The sequence below is a fragment of the Rhodococcus sp. LW-XY12 genome, assembly GCF_019317345.1.
In the GTDB taxonomy this organism is placed as follows: domain Bacteria; phylum Actinomycetota; class Actinomycetes; order Mycobacteriales; family Mycobacteriaceae; genus Rhodococcus; species Rhodococcus pyridinivorans.
Map to the genome: position 1 here is coordinate 636,236 of NZ_CP079225.1, position 15,388 is coordinate 651,623.

The window sequence follows — 15,388 nt, forward strand, 5'->3', positions numbered from 1 at the left end:
AGGGACACCGGGTTCACCGGAGCTGTTCCCCGACATCGGCCGCCGCGACGGTGAGGACCAGCAGCGGCACGACCTTCTCCGGCGCGATCCGGTAGCGGTTTCGGCTTCCCTGCTCGACCACCCGCGCAGCCGACAGAGCCCGGAGATGGTGGTAGAGCCGGCCGGTCGACGTGAGGTCGGTGGCCTCCTGGAGTTCGGTGGCGGTGGCGGGCCCGCGCAGCAGAGTCCGCACGATCGCCAGCCTCGCGGGGTTGCCCAAGGCGTCGAGGACGGCGGCGACGGGAACGGGATCGAGTGCGAGGGATGCGCCCGCGTCGTACTCGATGTTCCAGCGGACGTGGCCGTGCAGGGAGACGAAGCCCCCGTAGGTCACGGACCCCGTGCTTCCTGCCACGTCCGCCACGGGACCGGTGCCACCGGGACCGTCCCCGGCGCCCCGGCGGGTCGCGTCGCCCTCGAGGATCCGCACACGGCGTTCGAGATCCGCGAGCCGGGCCTCGTACTCGTCGTTCACGTCGCCGTCGCTCACATCGCGCAGCGTATCCGCTCGAGAAAATCGGGATCGTTCGCTGCCGCGGCGAGCATCTCCTGATGGGCGAACGATTCGAGGGCTTCCGCGTAGTCGCTGTCCGACATGCCGGACGCGAGCATCACCGTGGTCGCGATCGTGTCGTCATCGCGGCGGAAGGTGACTGCGTCGGTGAGGATGCCGGGCAGGCTACCGCCCTTGAATCCGACTCCCTCGAATCCCGGAACCGTGGACGGTTGCCATTCGAGGTGGGTACGCGCGAGGTCGCCGCCGGCACCGAACGAACCGTCGGCGATCGCGCGATGCAGGGCGGTGAGCTCGGCGGCCGATCCGGTGTTGTCGAAACGCTGGACGCGGTCGACCCGGGCGAACAAATCCTCCGGCGCCGGGTGCTGCACCGCTTCGGCGCGGTAGGCGGGTTCGGAGGCGTAGCGGCGCGCGGCGTCCCAGACCGCCGACGAATCGTCGAGTGTCGGGTCGAGCAGCGCGAGCGTGTTGCCGAGCATCGTCGGCGGCGTGAAGTCGTCCCAGCCGCCCTGGGCGGCGGCCTCGCGCAGCGCGTCGTCGCCGAGGCGGTCGCGCAGGTAGTCGGGGACCGCGTTGTCGCTCTCCTGGATCATCGCCGACACCATCTCGTCGAGAGTGACGGTGTCCTCCGGGTCGTTCACACCGAGCCGTTCGAGAGCCCGGGGGTGTGCGCCGCCGTCGGTGCCCGGGAGATGCCAGCGTTCCCAGTCGGCGAGCGGTACGCGCTCGTCGGGGGAGAGTTCACCGGCTGCGACGGCGCGGGCATAGGCGGCGAGATGCACGACCTTCACAGCCGACGCGAGCGGTTGCCGCTCGTCGGGTCGTTGTTCGAAGGTCCCGCCGTTGCCGTCGTCGACCGCGATGGCGACCGTGTCGGGGTTCTCGGCGAGGTAGCCGATCCAGCCTTCGGCGGTGCTCACGTCCGCGGCGGGGGTGGGCATGCATTCACCGGCCGGGGCGGACGCGTCCGCCCCGACCGGTGCAGGGATGTCGGACTCCGGTGGAGTGCTCTGCCCGCATCCGGCCAGAGCGATCACGACGCTCGTCGCGGCGAGGGTGGTTCCGATCCTGTTCGGCATGGCGGTATCCGTCCGTGTCGGGGTGACAGTTCGAAATTCCGAACTTTCGAAATAACGATAGATCAGTCGGGTGGGCGTGTCGAGAGCTCACGGCGACTCCGACGGTCGCGGGCGGTCGTATCGTCGGGCTCATGGAAGGTGACGGGAGCGTGCGGGAGGCGCCGCTGCGCGTGCTCGTGGACGAACTCGTCACACACGTCCTCGTCGGGCTTCCCGCGGATCGGCGCACGGTCGTCGGTCTGTGCGGGCCGCCGGGTGCCGGGAAGAGTCGCGCCACGGCGCTGCTCGTCTACGCCCTCCGATGCGCGGGGGTCTCCACCGGACAGGTGCCGATGGACGGCTACCACCTGTCCAACCGGCAGCTCGACACCTTCGGCGCGCGGGACCGGAAGGGGGCGCCCGACACCTTCGACGTGGCCGGCTTCCGCGACATGCTGAGTCGGGTGCGGCAGTGCCGCGACGAGACGATCTACGCCCCGGATTTCTCCCGGCCGCTCGACGAACCGATCGCGGCGGTGCACGCTGTGCCGGCCGATGCCCGGGTGATCGTCACCGAGGGCAACTACCTGATGTTCGAGACCGGGGGATGGGAACACATCCGCCCGCTGCTCGACCTCGTCATCTACATCGACGCACCCCGCCGCACGCTCACGCGACGTCTCGTGCGCCGGCACCGCCACCACGGACGGGACGAGGACGGCGCACGCGAATGGGTGCGGACCGTCGATCTGCCCAATGCGGAAGCCGTTCAGCGCACGCGTTCCCGCGCCGATCTCGTGTGGAGACCGGTCCCGTAGTCTGTCCTGCGTGCGCGTACTCGTTATCGGCTCCGGTGCCCGTGAACATGCTCTTGCTCTCGCCCTGTCCCGCGACCCCGGCGTGACCGCCGTGCTGGCCGCGCCGGGCAACCCCGGTATCGCGAACGTCGCCGAGCTGTTCCCCGTCGATGCGGCCTCCGCCGACAACGTCGTCGCCCTCGCCACCGGGCAGAAGGCCGACCTCGTCGTCATAGGTCCCGAGGTTCCGCTCGTCCTCGGGGTCGCCGATGCCGTCCGCGCCGCGGGCATCCCCTGCTTCGGACCGTCCGCCGCCGCCGCACGCATCGAGGGATCGAAGGCGTTCGCGAAGGACGTCATGGCCGCCGCCGGTGTGCGCACCGCCCACAGCGAGGTCGTCGACACACCCGCGACCCTCGACGAGGCGCTCGACCGGTTCGGACCGACCTGGGTGGTCAAGGACGACGGTCTCGCTGCCGGTAAGGGCGTCGTCGTCACCACCGATCGCGCCGCCGCCCGCGACCACGCCGCCGAGATCCTCGAGAACGGGCACCCCGTCCTGCTGGAGTCCTTCCTCGACGGCCCCGAAGTCTCGCTGTTCTGCCTCGTCGACGGCGAGACGGTCGTGCCGCTGCTCCCGGCGCAGGACCACAAGCGCGTCGGCGAGGACGACACCGGCCCCAACACCGGTGGCATGGGTGCCTACACGCCGCTGCCGTGGTTGCCCGAGGGTAGCGTCGAGCGGATCGTCTCCGAGGTCGTGGAGCCCGTCGCGGCCGAGATGGTGCGCCGCGGATGCGGTTTCTCCGGACTGCTCTACGCGGGTCTGGCGATGGGCGCCGAGGGCCCGGCCGTGGTCGAGTTCAACTGCCGTTTCGGCGACCCGGAGACCCAGGCCGTGCTCGCTCTGCTCGAGTCCCCGCTGGGCGAGGCCCTGAAGGCGGTCGCCGCCGGCACGCTCGCCGAGCTTCCGCCGCTGCGCTGGAAGGACGGCGCCGCGGTGACCGTGGTGCTCGCCGCCGAGTACTACCCGTCCACCCCGCGCACCGGCGATGTGATCACCGGCGCCGAGGGCGACACGGTGCTGCACGCCGGCACGAAGCGTCGCGAGGACGGCGCGCTGGTCTCCGCAGGTGGGCGCGTGCTCAACGTGATCGGTGTGGGTGCCGATCTCGCGTCCGCGCGCGAGGCCGCTTATGATCGGCTCGCCGACGTCAAGCTGCCGGGCGGTCACTTCCGCCGCGACATCGGTCTGGCGGCCGTCGAGGGCCGGATCTCGGTCTAGCCTTTCACTCTCGTCCTTCACCCTTGCACCTACCGGGTGTATGTTGCACACTCGGTGCATTTCGATGCCGCCAGGGGTGACTGCATGGTTTCTCGAAGACGAACGCCGACGCCGGACCCGACACCGCTACGGCACCACCACGTCGTCGTCCACGGGTTGCCGGACGACGTCCTCGTCGAGCGCGACGTGCCCATCCGCACGGGCGACGGCACCGTACTGAGAGCCGACGTCTACCGTCCTGCCGACTCCGGTGAGCACGACCGCTGCCCCGTGCTGGTCGCCGTCACCCCCTACGGCAAGGACGCCGGCGTCGACCGGTATCCCGTCGACTTCGACGACCTCGCCGAATCCGGCAACCACGTCGGCGATCTCGAGATCAGTGACTGCACCTCCTTCGAAGCACCGGACCCCGCCTACTGGGTTCCTCGCGGCTACGTCCTCGTCGTCGCGGACATGCGCGGTCATCACGCTAGCGGCGGCCGTCCCCGCCTGCTGCTCGGCCGGGCCGCGCTCGACTGCGCGTCCGTCGTGGAATGGGCCGGTGGTCAGGAGTGGAGCAACGGCCGCGTCGGCCTCGCCGGCGCCGACTATCTCGCCACACTGCAGTGGTACACCGCCGCGCTCAACCCGCCCTGTCTCGCGGCCATCGCACCCTGGGAAGGTGTGAGCGATCCCTGCCGCGACATCCTCACCCAGGGCGGCATCCCCGAGACCCGCTACAGCGAGTTCTGGTACAGCGCGATGAACACCGGGGCCCGCTGCGGCGCCGCCTCCCTCCGGCGGTTCACTGCGTGGTTGCGGCGCCGTTTCCCCGACTTCTTCCGTCACCTCGCCCCGCCGCCCCGGCTCGAGGACGTCACCGTGCCCGCGCTCGTCGGCGTCTCGTGGTCCGATCAGGGCCCACGCGCCCGCGGGTCGGTCGAGGGTTACCGCCGCATCGCGTCGGAGCACAAGTGGCTCTACACCCACGGCCGGAAGATGTGGCAGACCTTCTACGGCAACGAGGCCCTCGACTACCAGCGACGATTCTTCGACCGCTTCCTCAAGGACGAGGACAACGGCTTCGAGGACACCCCGCGCATCCGTCTCGAGACCCGCCACGACCTGCGCACCTATTCCGAACGCTTCGAATCCGAGTGGCCGGTCCCCGACACCCGTTACGTCGCATTCCACCTCGACCACGCGAACGCCGACCTGAGCACCACCCCGTGCGAGAGCAGCCAGTTCCGCCGCACCTTCCCCGTCGCGGGCGACGAACTCGTCTTCACCCACACCTTCGACGAGGACACCGAGATCACCGGGCACGCGGCGCTGCGTTTGTGGGTGCAGGCGAAGGACGCCAACGACATGGACCTGTTCGTCGGGCTCGCCAAGCGCGACGAGCACGGCCGCGACGTGTGGTTCGAAGGCCACGGCGGCTACGAGAAGGGATTCGTCGCCCACGGGTGGATGCGGGTCTCGCGGCGGGCGCTGGACCCGGAGGCCTCCACCGCCTACCGGCCCGTCCACGACCAGACGAAGTACTGGCCGTTGCTGCCCGACCAGATCGTGCCCGTCGACATCGAGATCATGCCGCACAGCACCTTCTTCGAAGCCGGATCGAGCCTCGTGCTCGTCATCGCCGGCCACGACCTCGACGAGAACCCACGCGTCGGGCACGATCGCACCATCAACAAGGGCTTCCACATCGTGCACGCCGGCGGACAGTTCGACTCGCATCTGCTGTTGCCGGTCGTGCCGCAACCGACGCCGGAACCCGACGCGGCGGCCACCGACGCGGAGGCCACCGACGCGGAGGCCACGCAGGTGAAGGTCGTCGATCGTCAGGACTATCCGATCGCGTGGGGTGCCCTCACCCGACTTCAGCGCGTCCGGCTCTGACGAACGACGCGGGGCGTACTACCGTCGTCGACGTGCGCCCCGAATCCCAACGCTCCGGTATCGAGACGTTCCATGTCATGGATGTGTGGAAGGCGGCCGCCGAGCGGCAGCGCAGCCACGGCGACGTCCTGAGTCTCGCCGCCGGACAACCGTCGACCCCCGCACCCGCTCCCGTGCTCCGGGCCGCCAACCTGGCGATCGATGCGGAACTGCTGGGTTACACGGAGACCTTCGGCATCCTGCCGCTGCGCGAGGAGATCGCGGCGTACCACCGCCACAAGTACGGCATCGACGTCGACGCGGACGACGTCGTCGTCACCACCGGCTCGTCCGGCGCCTTCACCCTGGTGTTCCTCGCGGCCTTCGACGTCGGCGACACCGTGGTCGTCGCCCGCCCCGGCTACCCGGCCTACCGCAACACCCTCGCCGCGCTCGGTTGTCGTGTCGTCGAACTCGACTGCGGTCCGCAGACCCGCTACCAGCCCACCGTCGCGATGCTCGAGGAACTCGACGCTCCGCCTGCGGGAATCGTCGTCGCCAGCCCCGCCAACCCGACCGGCACGATGATCGAACCGTCCGAGCTCGCGGCGCTCGCGCGCTGGTGTGACGAGCACGGCAGCCTGCTCATCTCCGACGAGATCTACCACGGCATCGAGTTCGGCACCGTCCGGTCCGAGACCGGTGAGGGCACCGGATCACCGGCGACCTCGACGGCGTGGGCGACCTCGCGCGACTCGGTGGTGATCGGCTCGGTGTCGAAGTACTTCTCGATGACCGGTTGGCGGCTCGGCTGGATGCTCGCGCCCGAGACGATGCGTCCGGCTCTGCAGCGACTCGCGTCGAACATGACGGTGTGCCCGCCGTCGGTCTCGCAGTTCGCGGCGGTCGAGGCGTTCGGCACCGAGGCCCGCACCGAACTCGACGGGCACGTCTCCCGCTACGCGGTGAACCGGGAACAGCTGCTCGAAGGGCTGCCGGATCTCGGCATCACGAAACTCGCACCGGCAGACGGCGCCTTCTACGTCTACGCCGACATCGGCCATCTGCTCGACGGCGAGAACTCGACGGCGTGGTGCGCGCGGCTGCTCCACGACACCGGGCTCGCGCTCGCACCGGGCGTCGACTTCGACACCGTGCGCGGCGGCGAGACCGTGCGGCTGTCGTTCGCGGGTTCGACTGCCGACGTCACCGCGGCGCTCGACCGGCTCGCGGCCTGGCTGCCCGTCTCCTGAACGCCGTGCCGGACCGCCGCGGCCGGGTCACCGCCCGTCGGCGATGATCCGCGCGATGTTCCGTTCGGCCAGCGCCGCGATGGTCAGCGACGGGTTCGCGGTGCCGGTGCTGCCCGGGATCAGCGCGCCGTCGACGACGTAGAGACCGGGATGGCCGTGCACGCGGCCGTAACCGTCGGTCGCCTCGCCGAGCACCGCACCACCGAGTGGATGCGCAGTGAAGGTCGCGTTGACGTCCTCGGCCATCGGCGATGCGCCCGGGATCGTGCCACCGGCCTGCGCCATCGCGTTGTGCACGGCCCGCAGGGCGTCGACGCTCTCGCGTTCGCCACCGGTCGGCCAGTTCAAAACCGCCCGATCGGCACCCGGGTCGTACGCGAAGTCGGCACGGGTGGGGTCGAGGGTCATGCCGAGGGAGGCGAGCATCCCGACGTCCTTCGCGGTGCCCGCGACGAACCAATTCTCGAGGCTCAGCGGCAGACCGGACTCGTCGACGATCCGCGACGCCGACGGCGCGCCCTGGTCGCCGCCGAAACCCTCGGTGAGCGCGAACGAGCGGACGAGCACCGCGTCGCCGTTGGTGCCCCAGCCCCGGCCCACGCGCTCGTCGAGGTTCGGCAGCGAACCGGTGTGCCGCGCCTTGACGAGCAGTTCGGTCGTGCCGATCGATCCGGCGCCGAGGACGAGGCGGTCGCACGTGATCGTGGTAGTGCGCAGCACCACCCCCGTCGGGTCGACGGCCTGCACGTCGAGCCGGTAGCGGCCGTCGCCGTTCTGACCGATCGCAAGCACCCGGTGACCGTGGCACACCAGGGTGCGCCCGGTCGCCTCTGCCGCCGGGATGTAGTTCTGCGTGAGATCGAACTTCGCGCCGTTCGAGTTGCCGAGATTGCTCTCGCCCGCGACGGCCGATCGGCGGACCGAGCCGGCGAGTTCGGCGCGCACGACGTCCCAATCCCAGATGCCGTCGATGCGGTGCGGGCTGTAACCGGCGGCGCGCGCGTCGTCGTCCCATCGCCGCGAGTGCGTGAACTCGGCGGCGTTGTAGATGTCGTCGGGCATCGGGTCGAGGCGCAGCATCGAGCGCACCTTCGGGTACCAGGTGGAGGTCATCTCGTCGTAGGACAGACGGCCGCCGAAGACGTGCTCGAAGAGGTGCCGTTCGGGAGCGATCATCACTCCGGTGAACACGATCGATCCGCCACCCACCGCCGCGCCGCGCCACACCGACATGTTCGGGTAGTCGACCACATCGAGGACACCGGCGAAGTCGTCGCACACCACCGGGATGCCCGTCGGTCCGGTGAAATGGGTGCGGTGGTGGTAGCCGCGACCATCGGCGAGCAGGTCGGTCGTGAAGATCTCGCGGTGCGGGTCGCGGGGCCAGCGCATGCCGCGCTCGAGCATCGTGACCCGGTTCCCGGCCTCGGCCAGGCGCAGCGCGGCGACGCTCGCACCGAAACCGGAGCCCACCACGACGACCTCGGAATGCTCCGGCGGGGCGGGCGGCGGAACGAACAGTTCGGGCACGAGTCGGCGGTACTCGTCGACCCCGACGGGCAGCGCGTCCGCACGCGGGAGGCCGATACCGGACATGCCCGGCGCCGCGGCGCCGGCACCCGCCAGGGCGGCCCCGAGAAGCGATGCCTGCAGAAAGCGTCGACGTCTCATCCGGTACGGCTCCGATCGTTCGATGATCTACTCGCGGGGCTGCGCTCGCCGAGGACTCGACACGCGCGGGCGGGCGCAATGGTACCGGTTGGTCTCCACTTCCGTTTTCCCCTGGTGAGACGGTCGGGACTGTCACCATGAGAAGGTGTCGATTGCTGCGACTCCGAAGGGCGAACGGCGCCGTCAGGCGCTGGTCGAGGCAGCGGCCGACCTCATCCTCGAAGGGGGGATCGACGCCGTCCGCCACCGGGCCGTCGCCACCCGCGCGGGCCTGCCGCTCGCATCGACCACCTACTACTTCGAATCGCTCGACGACCTCGTCGCATGCGCGGTCGACTACAACAGCGAGCGGGAACTCGACGCGATGCGGGAGCGCGTCCGCGACATCGAGCCGCTCCCGCGCAGTCTCGAGGGCACGGCCGATCTCATCGTCGAACTGCTCATCGGACCGCGGGACTGCGACGGCGGCATCGACCGCGAACGCCTGATCTCCCGGTACGAGCGGTGCGTCGCGACAGCCCGCTATCCGGAACTGCGTGACGTGCAGGTCCGCATGCGCGAGCAGATCGACCACCTGCTCACCGACCTGCTCGAACGCTGCTGCCGATCGGTGCGGCCCCGCGAGGTGCGCCGGCTCGTGGCGGTCGTGGACGGCGCGGTCCTCGGCGGACTGGGCGAGCTCGATCCCGACCCGCGCTCGCTCGCGCGCGGCATCCTGCTCGACGTCGTCGAGACCGTCGCGCCCCCGGTCGAGGATTGAGGTCGGGGAATACGGGAGCAGACCCGGACCGTAAACTCACTTGTGTGAGCCACATCCCCAACGTCCTCGCCACCCGCTACGCCAGCCCCGAACTCCGGGACCTGTGGTCGCCCGAGTACAAGATCGTGCTCGAGCGGCAGCTGTGGCTCGCGGTGCTGCGGGCGCAGGCCGAACTCGGGATCGACGTTCCCGCCGAGGCGATCGCCGACTACGAACGCGTGATCGAGCAGGTCGACCTCGAGTCCATCGCCCAGCGCGAGCGCGTCACCCGCCACGACGTCAAGGCCCGCATCGAGGAGTTCAACGCCCTCGCCGGTCACGAGCACGTCCACAAGGGCATGACAAGCCGCGACCTCACCGAGAACGTCGAGCAACTGCAGATCCTGCGGTCGCTCGAGCACGTCCACTCCCACGGTGTCGCCGTGGCCGCACGCCTCGCCGAGCGCGCCACCGAGTACGCCTCGCTCGTCATGGCCGGTCGCTCGCACAACGTCGCGGCGCAGGCCACCACCCTCGGCAAGCGTTTCGCGTCGGCCGCCGACGAACTGCTCATCGCGCTGCAGCGCGTCCGGGAACTGATGGCCCGCTACCCCCTGCGCGGGATCAAGGGCCCGATGGGCACCGCACAGGACATGCTCGACCTGCTCGGCGGTGATTCCGCCAAGCTCGCGCAGCTCGAGCAGAAGGTCGCGCAGCATCTCGGCTTCGCGAACGTCTTCACGAGCGTCGGCCAGGTCTATCCGCGTTCGCTCGACCACGACGTGCTCTCCGCGCTCGTGCAGGTCGGCGCCGGTCCCGCGTCGTTCGCCCACACCATCAGGCTCATGGCCGGCCACGAACTCGTCACCGAGGGCTTCCAGCCCGGCCAGGTGGGGTCGTCCGCGATGCCGCACAAGATGAACACCCGCTCGTGCGAGCGCGTCGACGGCCTGCAGGTCGTCCTGCGCGGCTATGCCTCCATGGCCGCCGAGCTCGCCGGCGCGCAGTGGAACGAGGGCGACGTCTTCTGCTCCGTCGTCCGCCGTGTGGCCCTTCCCGACGCCTTCTTCGCGATCGACGGCCAGATGGAGACCTTCCTGACGGTCCTCGCCGAGTTCGGTGCCTACCCGGCGGTGATCGAGAAGGAACTCGTGCGGTACCTGCCGTTCCTCGCGACGACCAAGGTCCTCATGGCCGCGGTCCGGGCCGGGGTGGGTCGCGAGACCGCACACGAGGTCATCAAGGAGCATGCGGTCTCCGTCGCACTCGCGATGCGCGAGGAGGGTCGCGAACCCGATCTGCTCGACCGTCTCGCCGCCGACGACCGGCTGCCGCTCGACCGCGCCGCGCTCGACGCGGCACTGGCCGACCGGGAGGTCTTCGCCGGAGCTGCGGTCGCGCAGGTCGAAGCGGTCGTCGCGGCGGTGCAGGACCTCGTGACGCAGTATCCGGAAGCAGCGAAGTACACGCCGGCGCCGATTCTGTAGGAAGCCGATTCGACAGGAATCACGGGAACCGACTGCCGGGGGGAGTGTCCGATGGGGGTGGCGGTATCAGCAGGAGAGAACGAAGTGTCGGTGAAACCGGGAAATACGGGTCGGTTGCGTGACGCAGCGCGAACACGCACCGCGCTGCTCGATGCAGCGCGCGAGGTGTTCCTGCGCGACGGATACGCGGCGGCGGCCACGGAGGAGATCGTCTCGGTGGCGGGGGTGACGCGCGGTGCGCTCTACCACCACTTCGCCGACAAGCGGGATCTGTTCCGCGGTGTCATCGAACGACTCCAGTCGGAAGCGGAGAGCTCCCTGGTCCCGGCCGAACCGGTCGAGGACGCCTGGGAGGGCTTCACCCAGGCCGTGCTCGCCTCGCTCGACGCGGTCTACGACCCCGCGACCCGCCGGCTGCTGCTCATCGAAGCCCCTGCGGTCCTCGGCTGGGCCGAGGTCCGCGAGACCCACCGGCACTCCTCGCTGAAGGCCATCGAGCGCATGCTCGTCACCCTCGATCCCGAGACCTACGAGGCGTCGCCCACGCGGACGTCGGTGCTCGCGCACCTGCTCGTCGCGGCCGTCGAGGAAGCGATGCTGTGTCTCGCGCACAGCGACGACCCGGTGCGCGCCCGTCCTACGGTGCAGGGCGAACTGCTACGCCTGCTCGAAACCGCCCGCGGACCCGCACGTGCGGAGGAGTCCACGCCACAGTGACGGACTGCATCTTCTGCGCCATCGTGGCCGGGCAGTCGCCGGCCAGCGTCGTGCTCGACGAACCCGACGTGCTCGCGTTCATGGACATCCGCCCGTTCACTCCCGGGCATCTGCTCGTGATTCCGAAGCGGCACGCCTCCGGACTGGCACAACTCGATCCCGACGACGGAGCGAAGGTGTTCGCCGCCGGGCAACGGATCGCCACGGCGATGCGCGCGTCCGACCTCCCGATCGAGGGCGTGAACATGTTCCTCGCCGACGGCGTCGCCGCCGGCCAGGAGGTCTTCCACGTGCACCTGCACCTCGTGCCGCGCAGCGCCGGGGACGGCTTCGGGATCCGAGCCGATTGGCGGACACCGAACCGGACCGTGCTCGACGGCACGGCCGCCACCATCCGCACCGCCGTGCAGACACACCGGTCGTGATGCAGTGACAGGTGCATACGTTCAGCCGATCGCGCCGGTCGGCGGGTCGCTCGCGTGGTCGGCACTGGTGGCGGTACTCCCGCTGCTGACCATGCTCGTCCTGCTCGCCGTCTTCCGACTGCGGTCGCATTCGGCCGCGGGAATCGCGGTGGTCGTGGCCCTGATCGTGGGCACCGCCGTCTACGGCATGCCGGTCGGGTCCGCGCTCAGTGCCGGTGTCGAAGGTGCGGTCTTCGGTCTCTTCCCGATCATGTGGACGGTGGTCAACGCCGTCTGGGTGTACCGGCTCACCGTCGAATCCGGGCACTTCGACGTCCTCACCCGCGCCTTCGGGCGAATATCCCCGGATCCGCGGATCCTCACCATCGTCATCGCCTTCCTGTTCGGCGCGCTGCTCGAGGCGGTCGCCGGTTTCGGCACCCCCATCGTCGTCGCGACCGTCGTGCTCATCGGTGCCGGTCTGCCGCCGGTGCGTGCGGCCGCGGCGTCGCTGCTCGCCAACTCCGTCGTCACCCCGCTCGGCGTCATGGGCACACCGATCCTGACGATGTCGCGCGTCTCGGAGATCCCGATCGACGAGATCGGACCGGTCGTCGCGCGTCAGGTCTGCCTGCTCGCGGTGTTCGTTCCGCTCGTGCTGGTCGCGGTGGTCGGCGGAGGGCGCGGAGTTCGCGAGACGTGGCCGGTCGCGCTCGTCGTCGGACTTGCCTTCGGCGCCGCCCAGTTCGTGTGCGCGAGCTATCTCGCCGTGGGGCTGAGCAACATCGCCGGTGCCGTGGCCGGTCTGCTCGTGCTGCTGGTCGCGGTGAAGGTGCACCCCATGCATCGGGAGGCCCGCCGGGCCGCATCCGACCGGATCCACGACTCGCGTCGACGCGTCGTCGAGGCGTTCGCCCCCTACGCCCTGATCGTGGTCGTCTTCCTCGTCAGCCGGTTCGGTCCGGTGGCGTCGCTGTTGTCGAACGCGAGCCTGTCGTTCCCCTGGCCGGGTGTGGACGTGACTACGGCCGACGGGGACGTTCCCACCGCGGAGACCTTCACCATCGATCTGCTCACTGCCCCGGGCAGCCTCGTCTTCGTCGCCGCGCTGCTGTCGATACCGGTGCTGAAGGTCGCGGTGGCCGACGCGGTGCGATGCTTCGTCGCGGCGGTCGTGCAGTTGCGGTGGTCGTTCGCGACGGTGACGGCGGTCCTCGCCCTCGCGTACGTGATGAACCTGTCCGGGCAGACCGCCACGATCGGCGGTTTTCTCGCCGGTGCGGGCGTGGCGTTCGCGCTGTTGTCGCCGGTGCTCGGCTGGCTCGGCGTCGTGGTCACCGGCTCGAACACCGCCTCCAACGCGATGTTCGGCAGCCTGCAGGTCGCCGCGGCCCAGCAGTCGGGACTCGACCCGACCGTGCTGGTCGCCGGGAACATGGCCGGCGGCACCACCGGCACCCCGATCGCACTGCAGAACCTCGCGCTGGTGTCGTCGGTGAAGGGACTGTCCGGCAAGGACGGGCTGCTCATGCGCCGGATCTGGCCGCTGAGCATCGCCGGTCTCGCGGTGCTCGCCGTCCTCGTGTGGCTGCAGTCCACCTCGGTGCTGGGCTGGATGGTGCCTTGACGCTGCAGTTGTGCAGTGACGAACGTCGGCGTGCCGCGAACGCCTGTTTCGTGCGGGGTGCACTAGCGTTGTCGGAGTGGTTCGTGCACAACCGATACTGACCCCGCTCACCGAAGCGGCGATCTTCCTTGTCGTCACCGTCGACGAGGGCGCAGAGGACACCGTGCGGGATCTGCTCGAAGATCTCTCGGGCCTGCGCCGCTCGGTCGGTTTCCGCATCCCGGAGGGCGGCCTGTCGGTCGTCACCGGCATCGGCTCGGATATGTGGGACCGGCTGTTCGACGGCCCCCGGCCCGCCGGACTGCATCCGTTCGTCCCGCTCGACGGCGGTCGGCACCAGGCCCCCTCGACCCCCGGCGACCTGTTGTTCCACCTCCGCGCGTCGACGATGGACCTGTGCTTCGAACTCGCCGCGAAGATCAACGATAGGCTGCGCGGTGCGGCTCGGGTCGTCGACGAGACGCACGGCTTCCGCTATTTCGAACGCCGCGACCTGCTCGGCTTCGTCGACGGAACCGAGAACCCCGAGGACGACGAGGCCGTCGAGGCGGCCCTGGTCTCCGACGAGGATCCGGACTTCGCCGGCGGTAGCTACGTCGTCGTCCAGAAATACCTGCACGACCTCGCGTCGTGGAACTCGTTGACCGTCGAGGAGCAGGAGCGGGCGATCGGCCGGACCAAGCTCGACGACATCGAGCTCGACGACGAGACCAAACCCGCGAATTCGCATGTCGCACTGAACGTGATCGTCGACGAGAACGGGGTCGAGCAGCAGATCGTGCGCGCGAACATGCCGTTCGGCAGCTTCGGCGCCGACGAGTTCGGCACCTACTTCATCGGTTACTCGGCCACCCCGGAGGTGACCGAGCAGATGCTGCGCAACATGTTCCTGGGCAGCCCGCCCGGCAACACCGACCGCATCCTGGACTTCTCCACCGCGGTGACGGGATCGCTGTTCTTCTGCCCCTCGCTGGAGTTCCTCGAAGATCTTCCGCCGTCACCGGCGGAAATTCCCTCCCACGAAGATCCGAGTGCCTCGACCGCCGGCCGGCCTGCCGACGGATCACTCGGAGTTGGCGCTCTGCGAAGGAGTTCGACCCTGTGAACAATCTGTATCGCGACCTTGCCCCGATTTCCGAGGCAGCATGGACCGAGATCGAGGAGGAGGCCGCACGCACCTTCAAGCGACACGTCGCCGGGCGCACCGTCGTCGACTTCTCCGGACCGCACGGCACCGACTTCGCGGCGGTGGGTCTCGGCCGCACCCGCGAGATCGAACCCCCGGCCGCCGGAGTGCGGGCGCGTCAGCACCGCGTCGCGCCGGTCGTCGAACTGCGGGTGCCGTTCACGCTGTCGCGCGAGGAGATCGACAGCGTCGAGCGCGGTTCCCGCGACATCGACCTCGACCCCGTCAAGGAAGCGGCCCGCCAGATCGCCTTCGCCGAGGACCGCGCGATCTTCGAAGGCTACGCGGCCGCGGGTATCGAGGGCATCCGGGCGTCGTCGTCGAACCCGTCCCTGCAGCTACCCGAGGATCCCCGCGACTTCCCGGAGATCATCAGCCAGGCGCTGTCGCAGCTGCGACTGGCGGGTGTGGGTGGCCCGTACTCGATCCTGCTCGGCGCCGACGAGTACACCAAGGTCAGCGAGACGTCCGATCACGGCTACCCGATCCGCGAACAACTGCGCCGCCTCATCGACGGCGACCTCATCTGGGCCCCGGCGATCGACGGCGCGTTCGTGCTGACCACGCGCGGCGGCGACTACGACCTGCAGGTCGGCCAGGATCTGTCGATCGGCTACCTCTCGCACGACGCAGAGACGGTGAACCTGTACTTCCAGGAGTCGTTCACCTTCCTCGTCTACACCGGCGAGGCCTCGGTTCCGCTGGTGCCGACGACGCTCGAACTCCCGCACTGAGCCGGTCCCGGGGC

General features: G+C 69.7%; 14 protein-coding genes. 11 read left to right on the forward strand and 3 right to left on the reverse strand.

Translation table 11 applies throughout. The annotated features are described in order from the left end of the window. Positions 1–13: 13 nt before the first annotated feature. Both KXC42_RS03075 and KXC42_RS03080 read right to left on the reverse strand, forming a co-directional pair. Positions 14–529, reverse strand: coding sequence for a helix-turn-helix transcriptional regulator (locus KXC42_RS03075; RefSeq protein ID WP_019290073.1), 516 nt, complete (start codon positions 527–529; stop codon positions 14–16). After that, on the reverse strand, positions 526–1,635 hold the full coding sequence (locus KXC42_RS03080; protein ID WP_219129910.1) for a serine hydrolase: 1,110 nt from the start codon (positions 1,633–1,635) through the stop codon (positions 526–528). Before KXC42_RS03080 ends, KXC42_RS03075 begins: the two co-directional genes overlap by 4 nt. A 131-nt stretch (positions 1,636–1,766) precedes the next feature. Here KXC42_RS03080 and KXC42_RS03085 point away from each other — a divergent pair, with 131 nt between their 5' ends. The 4 genes from KXC42_RS03085 (at position 1,767) to KXC42_RS03100 (ending at position 6,809) form a co-directional block, all read left to right on the forward strand. Continuing rightward, a complete protein-coding gene (locus KXC42_RS03085; RefSeq protein WP_024102972.1) occupies positions 1,767–2,432 on the forward strand; it encodes a nucleoside/nucleotide kinase family protein in 666 nt (221 codons plus the stop codon). 10 nt (positions 2,433–2,442) lie between these two features. Next, complete coding sequence (gene purD, locus KXC42_RS03090) at positions 2,443–3,696, forward strand: phosphoribosylamine--glycine ligase (protein ID WP_219129911.1); 1,254 nt, start codon at positions 2,443–2,445, stop codon at positions 3,694–3,696. Between the two features lie 84 nt (positions 3,697–3,780). Then, positions 3,781–5,577, forward strand: coding sequence for a CocE/NonD family hydrolase (locus KXC42_RS03095; RefSeq protein WP_255028486.1), 1,797 nt, complete (start codon positions 3,781–3,783; stop codon positions 5,575–5,577). 32 nt (positions 5,578–5,609) lie between these two features. Continuing rightward, entirely contained in the window at positions 5,610–6,809 is a 1,200-nt protein-coding gene (locus tag KXC42_RS03100; protein ID WP_219129912.1) for a pyridoxal phosphate-dependent aminotransferase, read from the forward strand. 27 nt (positions 6,810–6,836) lie between these two features. Here KXC42_RS03100 and KXC42_RS03105 read toward each other — a convergent pair whose 3' ends face one another. Further along, positions 6,837–8,480 (reverse strand): GMC oxidoreductase, encoded by a 1,644-nt coding sequence (locus KXC42_RS03105; RefSeq protein WP_006551865.1) that lies wholly within the window; start codon positions 8,478–8,480, stop codon positions 6,837–6,839. Positions 8,481–8,625: 145 nt separating this feature from the next. Here KXC42_RS03105 and KXC42_RS03110 point away from each other — a divergent pair, with 145 nt between their 5' ends. The 7 genes from KXC42_RS03110 (at position 8,626) to KXC42_RS03140 (ending at position 15,374) form a co-directional block, all read left to right on the forward strand. Beyond that, on the forward strand, positions 8,626–9,240 hold the full coding sequence (locus KXC42_RS03110) for a TetR/AcrR family transcriptional regulator (protein ID WP_006551864.1): 615 nt from the start codon (positions 8,626–8,628) through the stop codon (positions 9,238–9,240). A gap of 44 nt (positions 9,241–9,284) precedes the next feature. Next, entirely contained in the window at positions 9,285–10,706 is a 1,422-nt protein-coding gene (purB, locus tag KXC42_RS03115) for an adenylosuccinate lyase (RefSeq protein ID WP_006551863.1), read from the forward strand. A gap of 114 nt (positions 10,707–10,820) precedes the next feature. Next, on the forward strand, positions 10,821–11,423 hold the full coding sequence (locus KXC42_RS03120) for a TetR/AcrR family transcriptional regulator (protein WP_033096851.1): 603 nt from the start codon (positions 10,821–10,823) through the stop codon (positions 11,421–11,423). Continuing rightward, positions 11,420–11,848 (forward strand): HIT family protein, encoded by a 429-nt coding sequence (locus KXC42_RS03125; protein WP_039585870.1) that lies wholly within the window; start codon positions 11,420–11,422, stop codon positions 11,846–11,848. The genes KXC42_RS03120 and KXC42_RS03125 overlap by 4 nt, the downstream gene beginning before the upstream one ends. A gap of 4 nt (positions 11,849–11,852) precedes the next feature. Further along, positions 11,853–13,454: an L-lactate permease gene (locus KXC42_RS03130; RefSeq protein ID WP_219129913.1), complete on the forward strand. Its 1,602-nt coding sequence runs from the start codon at positions 11,853–11,855 to the stop codon at positions 13,452–13,454. 76 nt (positions 13,455–13,530) lie between these two features. Further along, entirely contained in the window at positions 13,531–14,559 is a 1,029-nt protein-coding gene (locus tag KXC42_RS03135; RefSeq protein WP_024102977.1) for a Dyp-type peroxidase, read from the forward strand. Continuing rightward, the gene (locus KXC42_RS03140; RefSeq protein ID WP_006551857.1) at positions 14,556–15,374 is read left to right on the forward strand and encodes a family 1 encapsulin nanocompartment shell protein; all 819 of its coding nucleotides are present in this window, start codon (positions 14,556–14,558) and stop codon (positions 15,372–15,374) included. Before KXC42_RS03135 ends, KXC42_RS03140 begins: the two co-directional genes overlap by 4 nt. The last annotated feature ends 14 nt before the right edge of the window (positions 15,375–15,388 follow it).